Annotated in this window: 24 protein-coding genes; 13 read left to right on the top strand and 11 right to left on the bottom strand. The window is 67.6% G+C overall.

Going from position 1 to position 21,485, the window contains the following annotated elements:
• Positions 1-2: 2 nt before the first annotated feature.
• Positions 3-299: an SEL1-like repeat protein gene (locus AC0CH3_RS11050; protein WP_056017906.1), complete on the bottom strand. Its 297-nt coding sequence runs from the start codon at positions 297-299 to the stop codon at positions 3-5.
• A gap of 80 nt (positions 300-379) precedes the next feature.
• Complete coding sequence (gene panC / locus AC0CH3_RS11045; RefSeq protein ID WP_056017909.1) at positions 380-1,216, bottom strand: pantoate--beta-alanine ligase; 837 nt, start codon at positions 1,214-1,216, stop codon at positions 380-382.
• Between the two features lie 75 nt (positions 1,217-1,291).
• Between panC and AC0CH3_RS11040 the strand changes: the two genes are divergently transcribed.
• From AC0CH3_RS11040 to AC0CH3_RS11005, 8 genes are all read left to right on the top strand, one after another.
• Positions 1,292-2,146 carry a division plane positioning ATPase MipZ gene (locus AC0CH3_RS11040; RefSeq protein ID WP_056017912.1) on the top strand — a complete coding sequence of 285 codons (855 nt, stop codon included), beginning with the start codon at positions 1,292-1,294 and terminating at the stop codon, positions 2,144-2,146.
• Positions 2,143-2,400, top strand: a complete 258-nt coding sequence (locus AC0CH3_RS11035; protein ID WP_333995530.1) for a J domain-containing protein — start codon at positions 2,143-2,145, stop codon at positions 2,398-2,400. Before AC0CH3_RS11040 ends, AC0CH3_RS11035 begins: the two co-directional genes overlap by 4 nt.
• A 16-nt stretch (positions 2,401-2,416) precedes the next feature.
• Positions 2,417-3,790, top strand: coding sequence for a phosphoglucomutase/phosphomannomutase PgmG (pgmG, locus tag AC0CH3_RS11030; RefSeq protein WP_354300927.1), 1,374 nt, complete (start codon positions 2,417-2,419; stop codon positions 3,788-3,790).
• 47 nt (positions 3,791-3,837) lie between these two features.
• Complete coding sequence (locus tag AC0CH3_RS11025) at positions 3,838-4,293, top strand: PH domain-containing protein (protein WP_354300925.1); 456 nt, start codon at positions 3,838-3,840, stop codon at positions 4,291-4,293.
• Between the two features lie 27 nt (positions 4,294-4,320).
• Positions 4,321-5,100: a 3'-5' exonuclease gene (locus AC0CH3_RS11020; protein ID WP_354300923.1), complete on the top strand. Its 780-nt coding sequence runs from the start codon at positions 4,321-4,323 to the stop codon at positions 5,098-5,100.
• 80 nt (positions 5,101-5,180) lie between these two features.
• The gene (locus tag AC0CH3_RS11015; protein WP_354300921.1) at positions 5,181-6,668 is read left to right on the top strand and encodes a sensor histidine kinase; all 1,488 of its coding nucleotides are present in this window, start codon (positions 5,181-5,183) and stop codon (positions 6,666-6,668) included.
• Entirely contained in the window at positions 6,665-7,108 is a 444-nt protein-coding gene (locus tag AC0CH3_RS11010) for a response regulator (protein ID WP_333995537.1), read from the top strand. The genes AC0CH3_RS11015 and AC0CH3_RS11010 overlap by 4 nt, the downstream gene beginning before the upstream one ends.
• Positions 7,109-8,140: a response regulator gene (locus AC0CH3_RS11005; protein WP_056017932.1), complete on the top strand. Its 1,032-nt coding sequence runs from the start codon at positions 7,109-7,111 to the stop codon at positions 8,138-8,140.
• 21 nt (positions 8,141-8,161) lie between these two features.
• Here the strand turns inward: AC0CH3_RS11005 and AC0CH3_RS11000 are convergent, their stop codons facing one another.
• Complete coding sequence (locus AC0CH3_RS11000; protein WP_354300918.1) at positions 8,162-8,434, bottom strand: DUF1488 family protein; 273 nt, start codon at positions 8,432-8,434, stop codon at positions 8,162-8,164.
• 57 nt (positions 8,435-8,491) lie between these two features.
• On the bottom strand, positions 8,492-8,941 hold the full coding sequence (gene msrB / locus AC0CH3_RS10995) for a peptide-methionine (R)-S-oxide reductase MsrB (RefSeq protein ID WP_056019085.1): 450 nt from the start codon (positions 8,939-8,941) through the stop codon (positions 8,492-8,494).
• Positions 8,942-9,151: 210 nt separating this feature from the next.
• Between msrB and AC0CH3_RS10990 the strand changes: the two genes are divergently transcribed.
• Positions 9,152-9,604: a DUF4126 family protein gene (locus AC0CH3_RS10990; protein WP_354300915.1), complete on the top strand. Its 453-nt coding sequence runs from the start codon at positions 9,152-9,154 to the stop codon at positions 9,602-9,604.
• Positions 9,605-9,640: 36 nt separating this feature from the next.
• Here the strand turns inward: AC0CH3_RS10990 and gyrB are convergent, their stop codons facing one another.
• The 6 genes from gyrB to AC0CH3_RS10960 all read right to left on the bottom strand — a co-directional run bounded on the left by gyrB (position 9,641) and on the right by AC0CH3_RS10960 (position 17,296).
• A complete protein-coding gene (gene gyrB, locus AC0CH3_RS10985; RefSeq protein ID WP_457324964.1) occupies positions 9,641-12,175 on the bottom strand; it encodes a DNA topoisomerase (ATP-hydrolyzing) subunit B in 2,535 nt (844 codons plus the stop codon).
• A 229-nt stretch (positions 12,176-12,404) separates the two neighbouring features.
• On the bottom strand, positions 12,405-13,196 hold the full coding sequence (locus tag AC0CH3_RS10980; protein WP_354300912.1) for an OmpA family protein: 792 nt from the start codon (positions 13,194-13,196) through the stop codon (positions 12,405-12,407).
• A 99-nt stretch (positions 13,197-13,295) separates the two neighbouring features.
• Positions 13,296-14,429, bottom strand: a complete 1,134-nt coding sequence (locus AC0CH3_RS10975; protein ID WP_354300910.1) for a DNA replication/repair protein RecF — start codon at positions 14,427-14,429, stop codon at positions 13,296-13,298.
• A gap of 45 nt (positions 14,430-14,474) precedes the next feature.
• Positions 14,475-15,269 carry a Coq4 family protein gene (locus AC0CH3_RS10970; protein ID WP_354300908.1) on the bottom strand — a complete coding sequence of 265 codons (795 nt, stop codon included), beginning with the start codon at positions 15,267-15,269 and terminating at the stop codon, positions 14,475-14,477.
• A gap of 110 nt (positions 15,270-15,379) precedes the next feature.
• Entirely contained in the window at positions 15,380-16,498 is a 1,119-nt protein-coding gene (gene dnaN / locus AC0CH3_RS10965) for a DNA polymerase III subunit beta (protein ID WP_056017955.1), read from the bottom strand.
• A gap of 132 nt (positions 16,499-16,630) precedes the next feature.
• Positions 16,631-17,296 (bottom strand): outer membrane protein, encoded by a 666-nt coding sequence (locus tag AC0CH3_RS10960; RefSeq protein ID WP_354300906.1) that lies wholly within the window; start codon positions 17,294-17,296, stop codon positions 16,631-16,633.
• A gap of 140 nt (positions 17,297-17,436) precedes the next feature.
• Between AC0CH3_RS10960 and AC0CH3_RS10955 the strand changes: the two genes are divergently transcribed.
• The 4 genes from AC0CH3_RS10955 (at position 17,437) to AC0CH3_RS10940 (ending at position 20,781) form a co-directional block, all read left to right on the top strand.
• Entirely contained in the window at positions 17,437-18,120 is a 684-nt protein-coding gene (locus AC0CH3_RS10955) for a histidine phosphatase family protein (RefSeq protein WP_354300904.1), read from the top strand.
• 10 nt (positions 18,121-18,130) lie between these two features.
• A complete protein-coding gene (locus AC0CH3_RS10950; RefSeq protein WP_354300902.1) occupies positions 18,131-18,604 on the top strand; it encodes an invasion associated locus B family protein in 474 nt (157 codons plus the stop codon).
• A gap of 220 nt (positions 18,605-18,824) precedes the next feature.
• Entirely contained in the window at positions 18,825-20,030 is a 1,206-nt protein-coding gene (rlmN, locus tag AC0CH3_RS10945; protein WP_354300901.1) for a dual-specificity RNA methyltransferase RlmN, read from the top strand.
• Entirely contained in the window at positions 20,023-20,781 is a 759-nt protein-coding gene (locus AC0CH3_RS10940; RefSeq protein ID WP_354300899.1) for a sulfite exporter TauE/SafE family protein, read from the top strand. Before rlmN ends, AC0CH3_RS10940 begins: the two co-directional genes overlap by 8 nt.
• Before the next feature lie 71 nt (positions 20,782-20,852).
• Here AC0CH3_RS10940 and AC0CH3_RS10935 read toward each other — a convergent pair whose 3' ends face one another.
• Positions 20,853-21,470 carry a flavin reductase family protein gene (locus tag AC0CH3_RS10935; protein ID WP_354300898.1) on the bottom strand — a complete coding sequence of 206 codons (618 nt, stop codon included), beginning with the start codon at positions 21,468-21,470 and terminating at the stop codon, positions 20,853-20,855.
• Between the last annotated feature and the right edge of the window lie 15 nt (positions 21,471-21,485).

Raw genomic sequence — 21,485 nt, 5'->3', positions numbered from 1 at the left:
GCTTATGCCGCGCGGCGCTGCGTCAGCTGCAGCCAGTCGCGCGCGGCGCGCTGTGCGACCGAAATCTCGCGGGCGGTCATGTCCTCGGCGATCTGCGCGCGGCATTCCTGTGCGGCGATGTTTCCCGACACGGCCGCGAGGTTGAACCACTTGTGCGCTTCGATCAGGTCAAGCACGACGCCCGCGGTTCCCGTCGAATACACCATCCCGAGCTCGTAACAGGCCCGCCCGTCGCCGCGCGCGGCATCGGCGAGACGCCGTTCGATCAGGAAATTCGTGGTCTTGAGCCTGCTAGCCATGGTCGGTCCCCAATGTTCATGCGGACAGACTGGACCGATTCGCCCTGCGAAATGGTTAATGGGTTAATGCGTAGAACTGCCTATTCGACGGCAATATTATCGATGAGCCGCGTCGACCCCATCCGTGCCGCCGCGAGCAGGCGTCGCGGACGATCCGCTGCGGGATTGCCGGCCAGCGTCTCGGCATCGGCGAGCGCGACATAGTCGATCGCGAACCCTGCCCCCACCAGCGTCGTGCGCGCATCGTCGAGCACCGCCTCGACATCCTCGCCCTTCGCGATCGCGCGCGCGGCGACACCGAGCGCGCGCGGCAGCGCGACCGCCTGACGGCGCTGGTCGTCGTCGAGATAGATGTTGCGCGACGACATCGCGAGCCCGTCATCGTCGCGTTGCGTCGGCACGCCGACGATCTCGAGCGCGAAGTCGAGGTCGGCGACCATCCGGCGGATCACCGCGAGCTGCTGGAAATCCTTCTCGCCGAAATAGGCGGCGTCGGCCCCCACCTGATTGAACAGCTTGGCGACGACGGTCGCGACACCGTCGAAATGCCCCGGCCGCGCGGCACCGTCAAAGCCCTCACTGACGCCCGCGACAGCGATGTTCGTCGCGAAACCCTCGGGATACATCACGTCGACGCCCGGCGCCCAGAGCAGGTCGCAGCCGACCTCGTTCAGCAGGCGCACATCCGCCATTTCGCGCCGCGGATAGCGCGCGAGATCCTCGTTCGGGCCAAACTGCTTGGGGTTCACGAAGATCGACGTGACGACCTTCGTCCCCGGTCGTTTCGCCGCCTCGATCAGCGCGACATGGCCGGCGTGGAGCGCGCCCATCGTCGGGACAAGCGCGACGCGCTGCCCCGCCGCGCGGAAGGCGGCGACGCTTTCGCGAAGCATATTCAGGTCCCGAACGGTCTGCACGTCAAACTCCTACTCGATAAGTGCGGTCGCGGCTTCTATGAAGGGTGACACTGTCGATCAATAAGGAAACGCGCGTTGGCCACGGGCCCGGATTCCCCTCATGCTGCCCCCCAGACGTCCCCGCACGTCATCGTGTTCGCCAACGAGAAGGGCGGCACGGGCAAGTCGACGACCGCCGTCCATGTCGCGATCGCGCTGGCCGCACGCGGTGCGCGCGTCGCCTGCCTCGATCTCGATCATCGCCAGCGGACCGTCGGCCGCTATCTCGACAATCGTGCAGAGACGATCAAGCGGACGGGGTCTCCGCTGCCGATGCCACGTCACGCCACGCTGTCCGCGCAGACCGAGGACCAGTTCGAGGATCTGTGGCATTCGCTGTGCGAGGGGTCGGATTTCCTCGTCGTCGACACGCCGGGTCGCGACGACCCGTTCGCGCGCACCGCGGCGGCGCTCGCGAACACGCTGGTCACGCCGATGAACGACAGCTTCGTCGACTTCGACCTGATCGGCCAGGTCGATCCCGAGACGTATCAGGTCACGCGCCCGAGCTTCTATTCCGAACTCATCTGGGATGCGCGCAAGCAGCGCGCGCGCGCCGACGGCACGACGATCGACTGGGTCGTGCTGCGCAACCGCCTCCAGCATATCGAGGCGCGCAACATGCGCCGCGTGTCGGATGCGCTCGCGCAACTGTCGAAGCGCGTCGGCTTCCGGATCATCCCCGGCCTCGGCGAGCGCGTGATCTACCGCGAGATGTTCCCCGCCGGCCTGACGATGATCGATTCGAAGGCGTTTGGCAGCATGGGCCTCGCGCATGTCGCCGCGCGCCAGGAACTGCGCGAGATGATGGCCGCACTGCAATTGCCCGATGATGTCGGCGAGCAGGCGCAAACGGCCGCGACAGGCCCCGTCGCCGGCGTCGCTGCGTGAAGCTGATCGCCGTCGCGGTCCTGCTCTGGCTGGCCTGGCATTATCTGCGTCCCAAGCCGAAGTCGAAGCGCGTGACGGACGAGGCAGAGGCACGGTCGATCCTCGGGCTCGGCCACGATGCCGATGCGGATGCGATCCGCAGCGCGCACCGCCGGCTGATCGCCTCGGTCCATCCCGACCGCGGCGGGTCGAGCGATCTGACGCGGCGGGTCAATGCGGCGCGCGACCTGCTGCTCAAGCGCGCGCCGAAATAAGTCGATACGCAAGCGGATGACGCATCAGTTCGACCCGACCTCGCTGCGCGAATATGACATTCGCGGGATCGTCGGCAAAAGCCTTGGCCCAGGCGATGCCACCGCGATCGGTCGAGGTTTCGCCACGCGGGTCCGCGCGATCGGCGGCACGCGCGTCGCGGTCGGCTATGACGGGCGCACATCGTCCCCCGATCTCGAGGCCGCGCTCGTCGCGGGGTTGCGTGCGGGCGGCATCGACGTCGTCCGGATCGGCCTCGGCCCCTCGCCGATGCTCTATTATGCAGAGGCGACGCTAGAAGTGGATGGCGGCATCCACGTAACCGGCAGCCACAATCCCGCCGAGTATAACGGCTTCAAGATGGTACTTCGTCATGCGCCATTTTTTGGCGATGACATCACCGATCTCGCCCGGCTGGCCAGGGCGGGCGACTGGTCGACCGGCGACGGCGACGTGACCGATGTCGCGATCATCGACGCGTATGTCGCGCGTCTCTTTGCCGGCTATGCGGGCGGCAGCTATCGGATCGGCTGGGACACCGGCAATGGCGCCGCGGGACCGGTGATCGAGAAGCTCGTCAAGCTCCTCCCGGGTGAGCATCATCTGCTGTTTACCGATGTCGACGGCAAGTTTCCGCATCATCATCCCGACCCCACTATCGAGGCGAACCTTGCGCATCTGAAGCGTCTGGTCACGGACAACAAGCTCGATTTCGGTGTCGCGTTCGACGGCGATGGCGACCGGATCGGCGTCGTCGACGCGCTGGGCCGCGTGCTTTGGGGCGATCAGATTCTGTCCATTCTGGTCGAACCTCTGCTCCGCGAGCGGCCACGCGCAACCGTCGTCGCGGACGTGAAGTCGAGCCAGGCGCTGTTCGACCGCATCACCGCGCTTGGCGGCACCGCGGTGATGGCGCCGACCGGGCACAGTCTGATGAAGACCGCGATGACGCGCACCCGCGCGCCGCTGGGCGGCGAACTCAGCGGGCATCTGTTCTTCGGCGGCGAATATTACGGGTTCGACGACGCGCATTACGCCGCCGTCAGGCTGATCCGCGCGGTGCATCTGTCGGGACGGTCGCTGACCGAACTGCACGACGCCATGCCCGCGCTGGTGGCGACCCCCGACCTGCGGTTTGCGGTCGACGATGACCGCAAGTTCGCGATCGTCGACGCAGTGATCGACCGGCTGACGTCGGACGGCGCGCAGATCGACCGCACCGACGGCGCGCGCGTGACCACGCCCGATGGCTGGTGGCTGCTGCGCGCATCGAACACACAGGCGATGCTGACGGTGCGCGCGGAGGCCCGGGACGCGGCCGCGCTCGACCGGCTGCTCGCGCAGGTCGATGCGCATCTCGCGATCGCCGGAGTGACGCGTCAGGGCGATTGACAGGGTGGGCCCGACGGCTACCTTCGCGCCGTCCCTGGGAGTGCGACGTGGAACGGCAAGTCGATGAATTCCGCTCGAGCACGCGGCGCTGGCTGCTCGGCAGCTTTGCCGGCTGGGGCACGATGCTCGCCTGTGTCGTCGGCGTCGGGTTCGTGCTCATCGCGCTGCGCTGGCTCAGGAACCGGAGTGCGCGCTATGCGGTGACCGACCAGCGGCTGATCGTCCGGCGCGGCATCCTGTTCAAGACAATCGACGAGATCGAGCTGTACCGGATCAAGGACGTCCGCCTCGGCTATTCGCTGCTCAACCAGATGACCGACATCGGCACGATCACGCTGACGTCGAGCGACCGGACGACCCGGGGCGGCGAATTCGTCCTGCGCGACGTGCCGATGGCGCGCGACCGCCGCGAGGGGCTGCGCACGCTGGTCGATCGCGCGCGCGCGCGCCGCGGTGTGCGCGAGGTCGATATCGACGATGCGCACGCGTACGCGCTGGATTAGGCGCGACTTTATCCCCACATGGCGGGAATGGCGCCATCCTATTCCAAGCCCAAACCCCAGCCGCAGCTCGTCCGGGTCATCGATCTCGAGACGACAGGGTCCGCCCCGCCCGCGCACGGCGTCTGCGAGATCGGCTGGCAGGACGTCGCGCTCGGCGAAGACGGGCGCTGGGAGCTTTACGGTGAAGGCGGCAATCTGCTCGTCAATCCGGGTCGGCCGATCCCGCCCGTCACGCAGGCGATCCACCATATCCTCGACGAACATGTCGCGGACTCGCCGTGGTGGCACGATTGTGCGCGGCCGGTACTCGATCCGTGGCCACGCCGGCTCGCACTGGCGGCGCACCGCGCGGATTTCGAGCAGAAATTCTGCACCCCCGCGCTGACGCGCGACGCGGAATGGATCTGCACGTGGAAATGCGCGCTGCGGCTGTGGCCCGATTCGCCGAGCTTTTCGAACCAGGTGCTGCGCTATTGGCGCAAGCCCGAGGGGATGGAGCACGAACGCGGGCTGCCCGCACACCGCGCCTTTCCCGACGCCTATGTCACGGCGTTCCACCTGCGTGACATGCTCAACGAGGCGAGTCTTGCACAGCTGATCGAATGGTCGCGCGATCCCGGGCTCATCCCGCGCGTCCGCTACGGTCCCGACCGCGGCAAGGAATGGTCCGAGCTCGACCATGAGACGCTGATGGCGTTCCTGACCGATCGCGATCCCGATATCCGGTTCACCGCCAATCACGAGATGGATCGGCGCAGCGGCGGCGGGCGGGTCGGCAAGGCCAGCGCGCAGGACCTGCTGCTCTAGATCAGCTTTCCAGCGGTATCGCTGGCGTAACGACCGGGCATCGCATAGACCGGTCGCCTATGGTTCGCGTACAATTGCACTTGCCCCAGTCCGAGGGCCGCGTTGCGCGGTGGCTCGTCGCGTTCATGACGCTGGGATTCGTGGCGCTGGTGGCGGCGTCGGTGGCGATCGCGTGGATCACCGTCCGCAACCGCGCCTATACCAACGAGATGTCGCATACGCAGGACGTCCGCCAGACGATCGCGGCGGTCCAGATCCAGATGGAACAGTCCGAGACTGCGCGGCGCGGCTATATGCTGACGGGCCTGCCGCTGTTCAGCCAGGCCTATGACCGGACCGCGCGCAATCTGTCGCCGTCGATCGCGGCGCTGCGCCGGCTGACGCAGGACAATCCGACGCAGACCGCGCGGACCGACCTGATCAACGCGCGGTTCGATGCGCTGCTGGCGCTTCGCACCCAGTCGATGGAACTGGTCGCGGCGGGGCGCATCACCGAAGCCCGCCGGCGTTTCAGGATCGACGCGAGCGTCCCGCTGATGCGGAGCATCCGCTACCGGTTGCAGGCGATGGCGGCCGAGGAGGTGCGGCTGCTCGCGATCCGCAGCGAGCGGCAGCAATGGTCGAGCGTCCTGTTCCTGTCGGTTGCCGCCATCGCCGCGCTGCTGCTGTTCGCCGTCGCCATCCTCGCGGTCCTCGTGGTCCGTCGCTACACCGCGGACATCGGCGCGTCGCGCGACCGGCTGCACGAACTGAACGAGACGCTCGAGGATCAGGTCGCCGAGCGCACCGCCGATCTCAGCCGCGCGAACGAGGAGATCCAGCGCTTCGCCTATATCGTCAGCCACGATCTGCGCTCGCCGCTGGTCAACGTGATGGGCTTTACCGCCGAACTGGCCGAGGCGACGGTCCCGCTCGCCGCGCTGATCGACCGCGCCGAAGCGATCGCGCCCGAGATCGTCACCAACGAGGCACGGCTGGCGGCGCGCGAGGATTTGCCCGAGGCGATCGGCTTCATCCGCGCATCGACGCAGAAGATGGACAGGCTGATCAACGCCATCCTCAAGCTGTCGCGCGAGGGACGCCGTTCGATCACCCCCGAGACGGTCGATCCCGCCGCGGTCGGCGAGGCGATCGTCGCGTCGATCCAGCATCTGGTCGACGATCGCGGCGCGACCGTCACAATCGATCGCCCGCTGCCGTCGATCGTGACCGACAAGCTCGCGCTCGAGCAGATCCTGTCGAACCTGATCGAGAACGCGACCAAGTATCTGCAGCCCGGGCGTCCCGGTCTCATCCGCCTGAGCGGCCGGCGAGAGCGGCAGCGCGTGGTCCTGTCGGTGATCGACAATGGCCGCGGCATCGCCGCCAGCGACCATCAGCGCGTCTTCGACCTGTTCCGGCGCGCCGGCGCACAGGACCAGGCGGGCGAAGGCATCGGACTCGCGCATGTCCGCGCGCTCGCCTATCGCCTTGGTGGAACGGTCGATCTCGTCTCGACACTCGGTGAAGGATCGACCTTCGTGCTCACCCTGCCTGCCGACATACGTCACAAGGATATTCCCGCATGAATGATCACAAGTCGGTCGGCATCGTCATGATCGAGGACGACGAGGGGCATGCGCGTCTGATCGAGAAGAACATCCGGCGCGCGGGCATCCTCAACGACATCCGCCATTTTACCGACGGCACCACCGCGCTCGAATTCCTGTTCAACGCGCCCGACGGCCCCGCCAAGAGCGGCCCGGCGCTGATCCTGCTCGACCTCAACCTGCCCGACATGAGCGGCACCGACATCCTCGCGCGGATCAAGTCGGAGACCAGCCCGCTGCGCCGCGCGCCCGTCGTCGTGCTGACGACGACCGACGACAAGATCGAGATCCAGCGCTGCTACGACCTGGGCTGCAACGTCTACATTACCAAGCCCGTCAATTATGAGAGCTTCGCGCAGGCGATCCGCCAGCTCGGGTTGTTCCTGTCGGTCATCCAGGTCCCGTCGGCCGAGATCTGAGTGACCGGCCAGCGCATCCTCTACATCGACGACGACGCGGGTATCCGGCGTCTGGTCGGGCGTGCGATGGAGCGCCGCGGCTATCGGATGACGCTCGCCGAATCGGGCGCGGAGGGCATCGAGCACGCGACGGCTGAGCAGTTCGACCTGATCGCCGTCGATCATTACATGCCGGGGATGGACGGGCTCGAGACGCTCGAACGGCTTCGCCTGCTCCCCGATACGCCGCCCGTCGTCTATGTCACCGGATCCGACGAGGGCCGGATCGCGGTCGCCGCGTTAAAGGCCGGCGCAGCGGACTATGTCGTCAAGACGATCGGCGAGGATTTCTTCGATCTGCTCGACGCGGCGTTCGACCAGGTCGGTGCCCGCGCCGCGCTGCACCGTGCGAAGGTCGCCGCCGAAGCCGACCTGCGCGCGAGCAATGCGCGGCTCGAGGCGCTGCTGGCCGAGGTCAACCACCGCGTCGCCAACTCGCTGCAACTCGTCTCGGCGATGGTCAGTCTTCAGGCGGGTGCGCTCGCCGATCCGGTGGCCCGCGAGGCGCTGGCCGATACGCAGCGCCGGATCCAGGCGATCGCGCAGGTCCACCGCCGTCTCTACACGAGCAACGATGTCGAGAATGTCGACATGCAGGAATATCTCGGCGCGCTGGTCGACGAGCTCGCGGATACCTGGTCGAGCGAGGCGCAGCCCCGTGCACTCAGCCTGGCGGCGGAGCCGATCCGGCTTGCGACCGATCGCGCGGTATCGCTCGGCGTGATCGTCACCGAGCTCGTGACCAACGCGTGCAAATACGCTTATCCCAACGGGCCGGGCGAAGTCCGCGTCGCGCTGACGCGGACCGCAGAGGGCGAATTCCTGCTTGCGGTCGAGGATGATGGCTGCGGAATGCCCGCCGATGCCGCACCCCGCGGCACCGGGCTCGGCACCAAGCTGATCCGCGCGATGGCGCAGAGCCTGCAGTCGATCGTCGAATATGACCGCACGCACAACGGCGTCCGTGCGACGCTGCGCGCGGCGGTCCTTTAACGACCGCCGCCGCGACGCCGATCAATCGAGATCGTTCTCGCTAATCGTGACCCGGTCCTGATCGGGATTGCGGGCAAGCGCGCGGACGCCGATCATGGCGATCGTCTCCTGATGCGCGCGGAAGAGCGCCATCGCATTGCTGACGGGCGGCACCGCGGCCAGCGCTTCGAGAACGTCGTACTGGACCGCGAAATGATAGCGTTCGCCGCTGACGTCGGCGTCGAATTCAACGCGTCGCTCGTCGGTATTGTCGTCGATCGTCGCCGTATCGATGGTCAACCGGTCTTCGGCCATGAGGAGATCCTTGGTCGTCGCGCGGGGAGGCGCAAGTGTGTGGCGCGGATCGCCAGGTCAGCGCGGCGTTTCGATCTGGTCGAGATAGGCGCCATAGCCCTCGGCCTCCATCGCATCGCGGGGCACGAACCGCAGCGATGCCGAATTGATGCAATAGCGCAGGCCGCCACGATCGCGCGGACCGTCTTCGAACACATGCCCCAGATGGCTATCGGCGCCGGTCGAGCGGACCTCGGTGCGGACCATGCCATGCGTGTCATCACGCAGTTCCTCGACATGCTCGGGCGTGATCGGCTTGGTGAAGCTCGGCCAGCCGCAATGCGAATCGAACTTGTCGGCGGACGCGAACAGCGGCTCGCCCGAGACGATGTCGACGTAGAGCCCCGGCTCCTTCGTATGCAGATATTCGCCCGTTCCCGGCCGCTCCGTTCCGCTTTCCTGCGTCACATAATATTGCTCTGGCGTCAGCTTGGCGATCGCCGCGTCGGTCTTGGTATAGTCTGCCATGCGTTCCTCTGACGCGTTCACCGCGCCGTTTGGCCGGTCGGGGCGGACGATGCCGCAGCCGATCGGCGGGTTGCCCGCCTGATATAGGAACCGGCCGCGCGATGGGAATGACCGCCGGACGCGTGGTCCCGTCGATCCGCGGCGCGCCGCGCTGTACCCCGAGGACGCTCCCGCGCGTTGCGGCCCCATATTCCTCTTTAGGAGACGCCCATGCTCGCCTCGTTTCTCATCGGTCTTGTCGGCGGTCAGCGCGCGATGACCCCGCTCGCCGCGGTCGCGATCGCCGCCGCGCGCGACGAACTGCCCGTCGACAACGGCGCGCCACGGCTGCTTGCGAATCCCGTCGTTGCGGCGGGTGCGCTGGCGCTCGCGATCGGTGAAATGGCGGGCGACAAGCAGATGACCGCGCCCGACCGGGTCGTGGCGATCGGGCTCGCCGCGCGGTTCGTCACCTCCGCGATCGCGGGCGCCGCGCTGGTGCCACGCCGCCAGCGCTGGCTTGGCGCAGCGGTCGGCGGTGTCACCGCGGTGGTCGCGTCCTATCCCGGCTGGCGCGCGCGCATGGCCGCCATCCCGGGCTATGGCCAGACGCCGACGGGTTTTGTCGAGGATGCCGCGGTGCTCGGCGGCGCGGTGGCGATCGTCCGGTCGCAGGCGGCGTGACGATCGGCCCGTGACGCGAGTCACGGGCCGTTGGTCTCAGACGTCGAGGTTGGCGACGTTGAGCGCGTTGTCCTGGATGAACTCGCGGCGCGGTTCGACGACTTCGCCCATCAGCTGCGTGAATATCTCGTTCGCGCTCTCGGCATTCACCGCGGTGACGCGCAGCATCGAGCGGACCGACGGATCGAGCGTGGTTTCCCAGAGCTGTTCCGCGTTCATCTCGCCCAGACCCTTGTAGCGCTGGATCGCGAGACCCTTGCGGCCCGCGGTCAGGATCGCGTCGAGCAGATGGCTCGGGCGCGACACCTGAGTCGAGCCGCGCGCGGCGACGGCGGTGACCGAACCGATCACACCGGCACCAGCCTCCGCGGCGCCGTCCTCGGCCTCGGGCTCTTCGGCCTGCGATGCCTTGCTGGCGGGAACGAGGTTCGAGGTCTGCGCATAGCTGTCGGCGTGTTCGCCCGACAGCGCATGGAGTTTGCGCGCCTCGGCCGAGACGAGGAAGCTCGCTTCGATGATGTGATGGTCGGTGACGCCGCGCCACGCACGCTGGAAATGGATGCCGCCGTCTTCGGTCAGCACCGCGGTCCAGCGCGCATCGCCGTCGTCGAGTTCGAGACGACGCGTGACGATATCGAGCCGCGAGGTCCGGTCCGCGACCGAGGCCTCCGGATCGAACACGCCGCCGAGCGCCAGCGCCTCGATCATCCCGGCATCGTAGCGCTTGGGGACGTAGCGCATCAGCGTACGCATGCGGCGTGCGTGATCGACCAGATCCTTCAGGTCGCGACCCGAGCGGCCGCCGCCGGGACCGTCGAGCACCATCGTGCCGACACCGGCATCGACCAGATATTCGTCGAGCGCCGCATCGTCCTTGAGATACACCTCCGACCGGCCCTTGGTCGCCTTATACAGCGGCGGCTGGGCGATGTAGAGATAGCCGCCCTCGATGATCTTGGGCATGTGACGGTAGAACAGCGTCAGCAACAGCGTGCGGATGTGCGCGCCGTCGACGTCTGCGTCGGTCATGATGACGATCTTGTGGTAGCGCAGCTTGTCCGCGTTGAAGTCGTCGCGGATGCCGGTGCCCATCGCGGTGATGAGCGTGCCGATCTCGCGGCTCGACAACATGCGGTCCTCGCGCGCGCGCTCGGTGTTGAGGATCTTGCCGCGCAGGGGGAGGATCGCCTGGAAATGGCGATCGCGGCCCTGCTTCGCCGAACCGCCGGCCGAGTCACCCTCGACCAGGAACAGCTCGGACTTGGCGGGATCGCGCTCCTGGCAGTCGGCGAGCTTGCCGGGCAGCGAGGCGATGTCCATCACGCCCTTGCGGCGAGTCAGTTCGCGCGCGCGCTTGGCGGCTTCGCGGGCGGCGGCGGCGTCGATGATCTTGGCGACGATCGCCTTGCCGTGCGCCGGGTTTTCCTCGAGCCATTCGGCCATCTTGTCGGCCATCAGGCTTTCCAAGGGCTGGCGGACTTCGGACGAGACGAGCTTGTCCTTGGTCTGGCTGCTGAACTTCGGATCGGGCAGCTTGACCGAGACGATCGCGGTCAGACCCTCGCGCATGTCCTCGCCGGTGAGCTGGACCTTTTCCTTCTTCAACAGGCCCGACTTCTCGGCATAGTTGTTGAGCGTGCGCGTCAGCGCGGCGCGGAACGCGGCCATGTGCGTGCCGCCGTCGCGCTGCGGGATGTTGTTCGTGAAGGCGAGGACGTTTTCGTAGTAGGAGTCATTCCACTGGAGCGCGACGTCCATCGTGACGTCGTCGCGCGTGCCGCTGATCGCGACCGGCTCGGGCATCAACGGCACCTTGGCGCGATCGAGATACTTCACGAACGCGGCGATTCCGCCCTCGTAATAGAGCTCGACGGTCTTCATCTCCTCGTGCCGCGCGTCGGAGAGGAACAGGCGGACGCCCGAATTGAGGAAGGCGAGCTCGCGGTAGCGATGTTCGAGCTTGTCGAAGTCGAAATCGGTGATCTTGAACGTGGCGGGCGACGGGAAGAAGGTGACTCGCGTGCCCTTCTGGCCCTCGGCCGCGTCACCGACGATCTTGAGCGGCATCACCGCGTCGCCGAACGCGAAGCGCATGTAATGCTCCTTGCCGTCGCGCCAGATCGTCAGGTCGAGCCACTCGCTGAGCGCGTTGACGACCGAGACGCCGACGCCGTGCAGGCCGCCCGAGACCTTGTACGCGTTCTCGTCGTTGGTGTTCTCGAACTTACCGCCGGCGTGGAGCTGGGTCATGATGACCTCGGCCGCGGAGACGCCTTCCTCGGTGTGGATGCCAGTCGGGATGCCGCGACCATTGTCGGTGACGCTGACCGACCCGTCGGCGTTCAGAACGATGTCGATCCGGTCGCAATGCCCGGCGAGCGCCTCATCGATCGCGTTGTCGCTGACCTCGAACACCATGTGGTGGAGGCCCGACCCGTCGTCGGTATCGCCGATATACATGCCGGGGCGCTTGCGCACTGCGTCGAGGCCCTTGAGGACCTTGATCGAGTCGGCGCCATAGTCGCCCTGGTTGGGCAGGTTGGGATTATTGGTTTCGGGGTTGGATGCCATGCCCAGCATATAGGCATCGGACGCCCGAAACGGAAGCGAAATGGCCTGTGGGGACAGGGTGGTTGCGCCTGCCCCTCTCCCCTCGGGGGAGAGGGAGGGAGGAGCCGCAGGCGACGGAAGGGTGAGGGGCTTTGGCGGATGCGTCCCGAGCCTCACGCCCCCTCACCCTTCCCACGGCCAAGTGGCCGCGGGCCCCTTCCCTCTCCCCGAGGGGAGAGGGCGTTGGTGCTTAGAAGCGATCGGCGCGTTGGCCGAGCAGCGTCACCTCGACGCGGCGGTTGAGGCGCATGCCCGCCGCGGTGCCGTTCGTGGCGACTGGCTGGCGCTCGCCGTGGCCGACGACGCTGAAGCGCGCGCGGACGACGTCCATGTCGTCGAACGCCTGACGGACGCTCGCCGCGCGGCGCTCGGACAGGTCCTGGTTGTGCGCGTCGGTGCCGCGCGAATCGGTGAAGCCGTCGATCGCGACGCGGACGCCCGGATTGCCGCGCAGATAGCCGGCGAGCGGACGCAGCTTTTCGATCGCGCCGGGGCGCAGCACCGCGCTGTCGGTGCGGAACAGCACGTCTTCCTGCAGCGTCAGCGTCGCGCCACGCGGGGTCTGGCGGAAGCCGTAGTTGCGCATCGCGCCGCGGTCCCACGTCGTGGTGGTCTCGACGACGGTCGTACCGCTGCGATAGCCGCGCGGGTCACGGCCGTACGCGTCCCAGTCGAATTGATCGCGGCGCGGGCCGGCGATGCGCGCGAATTCGCGATTGGCGTCGTCGGCTTCGCGCCGGTTGATGCGGCCGTCGCCGTTCGCGTCGAAATTGGGCATCACGAACGCGCGGCCGCGTGGCGTATTGCGCAGTTCGGGGAACAGGACCGGCACGCCCGCACCCGCCAGCCGGTAGCCGGGACGCGACCAGGGCGGGTTGCTCATGTCGTAGCGTGCGCGCTCGCCGGCTTGGGCAAATGCGGGTGCGGTCGTCGCCGCGATCATGACCAGTCCGAATGCAGCGCGTGCGATTGTCGTCTTCATCATCTTTCTCCGTCGCCCCCGCTGTGGACCGGGGCGCGATGGACCGGGATTTGCCCGCGTCCGCTTGAATGCCCGGTGACGCGGGTCGACAGCGCGCGTTCAGGCGAGCCCGACCGCGATCCGCGTCGCCTGGGGGTCGATCGCCTCGAACAGCGCGTCCTCGGTGCCCGTCATCCACACCTGCCCGCGCCCTGCGAGCCGGTCGAACAGCGCCGCGCGCCGCGCCGGATCGAGATGCGCGGCGACCTCGTCGAGCAGCAGCACCGGCGGCTGCCCGGTCCGCTCCGCCACCAGATCGGCATGCGCGAGCACGATGCCGAGCAGCAACGCCTTCTGCTCGCCGGTCGAGGCAAGCGAGGCGGCGCGCGCCTTGTCGCGGTGCGTGACGATCAGGTCGACGCGGTGCGGCCCCGACAGCGTACGCCCAGCGGCGGCATCGCGCGCGCGGCCTTGGCCGAGATCCGCCTGCAGGCGCGCGGCATCGCCCGCCCATCCCTCGAGCGCGAGCCCCGCACGCGGGAAGGGACCGTCGGATTGCCCCGCAAGCCGGGCCCCGAGCAAGCCGACCGTCTCGCGCCGGGCGGCGTCGACGGCGGCACCGTGCTCGGCCATCTGCGCTTCGAGCGCGGAGAGCCATTCGCCGTCGGGCCGGCCCTCGTCCGCGAGCAGCCGATTGCGCGCGCGCATCGCCGCGTCGTAGCGCGCGGCATGGTACGCGTGCGCCGGCGCGAGCGCCAGCGTCAGGCGGTCGAGAAACCCCCGACGCTCGCCCGCGGGCGCGACGAACAGCCGGTCCATCGCGGGCGTGAGCCACAGGATTGTGAGCCACTCGGCGAGCGCGTTGGCGGTGGTGGTGGCACCCTGGACGCGGACGATGCGGCGCTCCGGGGCGGCGGCGAGCGCGCCGGTCGCGACGTCCACCTCGTCGATCGCCGGGGCTTGCGGCGCGGTTTCCTCCGGGCCCGGTGGGCCATCGACCAGACCCTCCCCCGACCCGGCGCGCGCGGGGAACAGCCGCGCGGCGACGCCGAAACCGCCCGCCCCGCCCTGCCGCGCCATTTCGCCAAGTGCGGCCCGGCGCAATCCACGACCGGGGGCGAGCAGCGACACAGCCTCAAGGATATTGGTCTTGCCCGCGCCGTTCTCGCCGGTCAGCACGACGAACCCCGGCCCCGGCGTCAGCGTCAGGTCGGCGTGATTGCGGAAATCGGTAAGGACGAGGCGCGACAGCATCGCACCGGCCTTAGCGGCAATCTCCGCCCGCTGTCAGCCTCCGCGTCAGGCGGCAATCCGCTCGGGGACCGCACCCGCCCCGGTCTTCTGCGTGCTGAGATACGAGGCGAGCGCGGGGCCGAGTTCGCGTTGCGCGCGCAGGTAGGCGACCGGCGTGACGATCCCGAGCCGCGCCCGCGCCGCATCGAGCGGTTCGTTCAGCAGCGTCAGATAGTCTTCTCCCGAAATCCAGCGTGCCTTGCGGCCGTTGCGATACCCCTCCCAGACCGCCTTGGCGAACAGCGTGCTGCCGGTGACGCGGATGCTCTTCAGCGCCGCCGCCGTGCCGATCAGCGCCCAGCCCAACCCGCCGACCTGCGCATAGCTGAACGCGACGAGCGACGCCTCGCCCATGCTCTCGTCCGCCTGATAACCGGTCAGCACATGCCAGATGTCGTGCGTGTCGCGCACCCGCCGTCCGAACCAGGCATAGGGATGTGCGAGGTCGTCGACACTCGGCTCGACGCGCGACACTGCGACGAGGCCGTCCGCCGAATAGCCGGTCGTCTCGAGAAAATGCCGATACGCGGCGCCCACCGTCCCCGGCGCGAACCCCGCAACGAACGCCGGATCGGAAAAACGCTGCGCAAGTTCGACCCGGTCATAGGCGATCCGCCCGCCCTGCCCCGTCGCGATCAGCCGCGCATAGTTCATCGGCGCATTGCCGACGTTGAGCGCGCGCATGATGCGGAACACCTGCGTCGTGTCATCGCCGTTCGCGAGCAGTTTCCGGATCGCATCGAACGCCGTTCGCCAGTCGCGACGACCGGTGGTGCCGGGAAACGGAGGAAGTACAGCCATCGAGTCGACTCCTTACTGACACGATTGTCAGTATCAGATCCGCAAGGCGCTTCAAACGAAAAAGGCCACCCCGCAGGATGGCCTTTCGATCGATCGTCAGCGCGTGACGGTCAGACGCGCATCGGCATCAGCACGTAGAGCGCGGGCGACTTGTCGTTTTCGCGGATCAGCGTCGGCGCGGCGGCGTCGGCGAGGTGGACCTCGACCATGTCGCCGTCGATCTGCGCGAGGATGTCCATCAGATAGCGGCTGTTGAAGCCGATTTCGAACGGGAGCGCGACGTAATCGCCGGGGACCTCCTCCGCGGCGGTGCCGTTTTCGGGCGAGGTCACCGACAGCGTGATCTTGTCGCGATCGAGCGCCATCTTCACCGCGCGGGTCTTCTCGGTGGCGATGGTCGAGACGCGGTCGACGCCCTCCATGAAGCTCTTGGGGTCGATCTTGAGGATCTTGTCGTTGCCGGTCGGGATCACGCGGCTGTAATCGGGGAAGGTGCCGTCGATCAGCTTCGAGGTCAGGATCGCCTGGCCAAGGTCGAAGCGGATCTTGGTCGGCGACAGCGAGACGCCGACCGAGCCGTCGACCTCGTCGAGCAGTTTCCGGAGCTCGCCGATGCATTTGCGGGGCACGATCACGTCGGGCATCGATTCGGCGCCCTCGGGCCGTGGCAGCGTGACGCGCGCGAGGCGGTGACCATCGGTCGCGGCGGCCTTGAGCACCGGGTTCGAGCTGTCACCGTCCGCCACATGAAGGAAGATGCCGTTGAGATAATAGCGCGTCTCTTCGGTCGAGATCGCGAAGCGAGTCTTGTCGATGATCTGCTTCAAGGTCTCGGCGGGCAGTTCGAACTGAGTCGGCAGCTCGCCTTCCGCGATCACCGGAAAATCGTCGCGCGGCAGCGTGCCCAGCGAGAAGCGCGCGCGGCCCGCGACGATGCTCATCCGGCCTTCCGACGCGGCGAGCTGGACCTGGCTGCCCTCGGGCAGTTTGCGCGCGATGTCGAACAGCGTGTGCGCGGACACGGTGGTCGCGCCGGGCTGGTCGACCGCGGCGGCGATCGATTCGTTGATCTGGAGATCCAGGTCGGTCGCCATCAGCTTGAGCGTACCCTCGGCGGTCGCCTCGATCAGCACGTTCGACAGGATGGGGATGGTGTTGCGCCGCTCCACCACGGACTGGACATGGCTCAGCCCCTTGAGGAGCGTTGCGCGTTCGATCGTCGCCTTCATCAAAATTCCCCCGGCCTCCACAGCCGGACTCGGGGCTGGGGGCAATCCGCTAATGGCTTACCCAACAACAAAGGGTCGGAGCAAGCGCCCCGACCCTTCTTTGATCACGGTAAACGTCGCGTTAAAACACGATCAGAACCGGAAGCCGTAGCTTGCGACGACCTGGTGGCGATCGGTGTCGACGTCGAATCGGCCGCTGGTGCCGCCCGTCGCGTAATCGATGTTGCTGCGCTCATAGTTGGAATAGCGATATTCGAGCTTGGCATAGCTGTTCGGGCCGACCGCATGCTCGGCACCCGCGCCGATCCGCCAGCCGTCGAGGTTGAAGTCGGTGTCGGTGGTCTGGTTCGTGTCGCCCGCCAGCACGTTCAGCTTGGCGTTGGTGTAGCCGCCCTTTGCGTAGAGCATCGTCGTTGGCGCGACGACATAGCCGACTCGGCCACCGACATAGATGTCACGGCCCTGCTTGACGCGACCGAAGCCGAAGTCGCTGGTATAGTCGTTGCGGTCGCTCTTCGACGTCGAGCCGGTCAGTTCCGCCTCGGCACCGAGCACGATGTTGTCCGAGGTCGCGATGTCGTAGCCGATGCCGCCGCCGTACAGCAGGCCGTCGATCTTCTGGTCGTCACGCCCGTTGTCGTTGGACACGCTGCTGCCAGCGCCGGTGTGGTCATAGCCGAGCGTGGCCTCGACGCGCGGGCCGGTGAAGGTCGGGTTGGTCTGCGCGAGCGCGGGGGCTGCGCCAACGGTCAGGGCCGCGGTGGTGGCGAACAGCGAGACGGCGATAAGCTTACGCATTGGGATACTCCATAATGTCTTCGTCATCCCCGAACGCGGGATGGACAGCCCCAATGGACCAGCCGGCGGCATGTTGCATGAACCCCAGATAAACACGGAAATCCGTTGCTTTTGCGCCACAGGGGGTTGAAATGCAGGCCATGATTCCAAGCCATCGGCAGGATGCAGCGGACGCCGGTCCAGCCGAAAAACCGCGAGTCCGGCGTGGGCGGGATTTCGTCGCGCGGCACGGCGAAACCGTGTTCAACGCCGCGCACCGGCTGCAGGGCGATGCCGCGCATACCCCGCTGACGCGTGCCGGATTCGCGCAGGCGGACGAGCTTGGTCGGGCTCTACGGGACCTGCTGGGTGCGAAGCCTGCGCTGACCCTGTGGGCATCGCCGACCGGGCGCGCGCTCCAGACGCTGGCGGTGATCGCCGAGCATCTCGAACTCAACTGGCATGCCGCGCGCACCGACGCGCGGCTGGTCGAGATCGACATGGGGTGCTGGGGCGGGCGCTATTATGCCGATCTCGCGGCTGAGGTCGGGTCGATCGTCCAGCCCGGCGGCACGCTGCGCGCCGCGCCCGACGGCGAGACCTATCCGCAGATCGCCGCGCGCGTCGGCGGCTGGCTGGCGGATACCGCAGAGGATGCCGGCGACCGGCTGGTGATCATGCACGGCATCTCGAGCCGGGTGATGCTCGGCGTGATGACCGGCGCTCCGGTCGACCCTGGACTCGGCGCGCCGATCGCACCGGGACTGCCGCAGGGGTCGGTCACGCTGGTCGAGGATGGTCGCGCGACCGTCCCGCACCGCGGCACCGGCTTTGCGCCCGCGTGAACCGCAGCGCGTGACGCGTGCCATCCTGCTGTTGCTCGCCGTCGCCACGCCCGTGGCAGCGCGCGACACGATCGGCATCTACACGGGCTGGGGCGCGTTCCGCGATGCGACGCCGCCGCGCTGTTACGCGATCGCACGGCCGGTGATGGCGGGGGGCCGGTCGACCGGGTTCGCCAGCATCGCCACCTGGCCCAGACGCGGCCTGCGCGCGTCGCTCCACATCCGGCTCAGCCGCGAGCGCGATCGGTCCGCCGGGGTGACGCTGACGGTGGGCGAGCGCCGATTCGCGCTGGTCGCCAACGGGCTGGACGCGTGGGCGAGCGATGCCCCCAGCGACCGCGCGATCGTCGCCGCGTTGCGATCGGGGCGCAGCATGAGCGTCGAGGCGGTCGGGGTCGGCGGGCGACCGTTCGCGGATGTGTACGCGCTGTCGGGCGCGGCGACGGCGATCGATGCGGCCGTGCTGGCGTGCAGCGGGGGGTAGGCTCCCTTCTCCCTTCTACCACCCCGGCGCAGGCCGGGGCCCAATTGGGGGACGCACGTGACGACGCTCCCCGCACCGTTGCGACCACCTTCCCAATTGGGCCCCGGCCTCCGCCGGGGAGGTGCTGCTGTCCGGGTATCGTTGCGCATCACGTCGCCGACCAATCCCCTTCTTCCACACCCTGTAGAAAAATCGGCAAAATTCCGCTATGCGCCCGCCCATGCAGACCGCCGCGAACCTCATGCCCATCCCCGGGCACATCGATCCCGTGCCCGTTCCCCGCAGCTTCGTGCCGCGCAGCGACGGGCGTATCGACCTGCTCGGGCTGTCGCTCGCCGATCTGCGCATGGCGCTGGAGACGTCGCAGCTCGAGGAAAAACAGGCCAAGCTGCGCGCGAAACAGCTGTGGCACTGGATCTATAATCGCGGCGCGACCGAGTTTTCGGTGATGACCGACATCTCGAAGACGATGCACCCGTGGCTCGAGCAGCGCTTCGTGATCAGCCGGCCCAACGTGGTCGAGGCGCAGGTGTCGACCGACGGTACGCGCAAGTGGTTGCTGCGATCGGACGACGCGCAGGATTACGAGATGGTGTTCATCCCCGACGCGGATCGCGGCACCTTGTGCGTGTCGAGCCAGGTCGGCTGCACGCTCAACTGCACCTTCTGCCACACCGGCACGATGCGGCTGGTGCGCAACCTGACCCCCGCCGAGATCGTCGGCCAGGTGATGCTCGCACGCGATTCGCTGGGCGAATGGCCGAGCCAGCCCGAGGGCCGCATGCTCACCAACATCGTGATGATGGGGATGGGCGAGCCGCTGTATAATTTCGAGAATGTCCGCGATGCGCTGAAGCTGGTGATGGACGGTGCGGGGCTCGCGCTCAGCCGCCGGCGGATCACGCTGTCGACGAGCGGCGTGGTGCCGATGATGGCGCGCGCGGGCGCGGAGATCGGCGTGAACCTCGCAGTGTCGCTGCACGCAGTGACGAAGGAAGTGCGCGACGAGATCGTCCCGCTCAACCGCAAATACGGCATCGAGGAACTGTTGCAGGCCTGCGCGGACTATCCGGGCACCAACAACGCGCGGCGGATCACGTTCGAATACGTCATGCTGAAGGACAAGAATGATTCGGACGCTGATGCGCACGAACTCGTCCGGCTGCTGCGCAAATACGAGCTGCCCGCCAAGGTGAACCTGATCCCGTTCAACCCGTGGCCGGGTGCCGTCTATGAATGCTCGACACCCGAGCGGATCAAGTCGTTTTCGAGCATCGTGTTCGGCGCGGGCATTTCGGCGCCGGTGCGGACGCCGCGCGGTCGCGATATCGACGCGGCGTGCGGGCAGCTGAAGACCGCGTCGGAGAAGAAGAGCCGCGCGCAGCTCGATCGCGAGGCCGCTGCCGAGTCCGACGCTTTTGCTTGAGTGGAGTGGGGTTGCGCTGGCGGCAGGAGCGGGCGTTCTCGGCGGGGCGATGAATGCGCTTGCCGGGGGCGGCAGCTTTGCGACGATGCCCGCGCTGATCGGGCTCGGCGTGCCGTCGACCTTCGCCAACGCGACGAGCAACGTCTCGCTCCAGCCGGGCGCGATGGCGAGCGCATGGACCTATCGGCATGGGCTGGAGCCCGTGTCCGGCGTCGGCATGCGGACGATGGCGGGGATCACCTTTGTCGGCGGGCTGATCGGCAGCCTGTTGCTCGTCGCGACGTCGGCGCGCGCGTTCGACCTGATCGTGCCGTGGCTGTTGCTGTTCGCGACGCTGGCGATCGCGTTCGGGACGCAGGCATCCTTATGGCTGAGGTCGCGGGTCGCGATCGGGCCGAAATCGCTGGTCGCGGTGCAGGCGATGCTGGGGGTCTATGGCGGCTATTTCGGCGGCGGGGTGGGGCTGATGCTGACCGCCGCTTGGGGGCTGTTGTCGGGGGCGACTCCCGCGAAGCTTGCAGCACCGCGCACGCTGATGCTCGCGGTCGCCAATCTGGCGGCAACGATCATCTTCATCGCCACGGGCATGGTGTATTGGGCGCTGTGCGTGCCGATGCTGCTCGGCGGGATCGTCGGCGGGCATTTCGGCGCGAAGCTCGGGCTGGTGATGTCGGCCAGGGTCATTCGCGTGTGGACGCTGCTGGTGACGATCGCGACGACGATCGTGTTCTTCTGGCGGGCGTACGGCTGAGAATTGTTTCCCCGCGAAGGCGGGGACCCAGTCTGGGCACCCGCCTTCGCGGGTGAACATACTTGCTCCGCTCAACCCGGCCGGCGCATCTTGAAGAGCGACTCCTCGGTGATCGCGAAATAGTCTGCAGGGCCGCCACCGCGCAGGATCGGTTCGCCGCGCGCGGTCTGGTACACGCCGTCGTCGAGCATCGCCGGGTCGATATGGATCGCGACCGCCTCGCCGAGCACCAGCCACTGGTCGAGTTCGCGGCCCTCCTTGGTTTCCAGCCGGACGATCTGCGTCACCTTGCATTCGAACTGCGCACGGCTCGCGGCGACGCGCGGCGGCTTCACGTGCAGCGACGCGAGCGTCTCGAGCCCCGCCAGCGCGAACTCGTCGACGTCCGCCGCAACATTGGCGGCGGTCGCGTTCATCGCATCGCCAAGGTCGCGGCTGACAAGGTTCCAGACGAATTCGCCCGTCGCCGCGATGTTGGCGACGCTGTCCTTCCACCCCATGGACGAGAAGCCGATCAGCGGCGGACTGTAGTTGAACAGGTTGAAGAAGCTGTAGGGCGCAAGATTGGGCACGCCCTCCGCCGACAACGTGCTCACCCAGCCGATCGGACGCGGCGCGACGATCGCGTTGAGCGGATCATGCGGCAGGCGATGGCCGCTCGCCGGTTCGTAAGAATGCCATTCGGTCATACGCTTATCCCTGCT

Source organism: Sphingomonas sp. AC449, assembly GCF_979253475.1.
The sequence above is the reverse complement of the archived record's forward strand: the minus strand, read 5'-3'. Positions and strand labels throughout refer to the sequence as shown.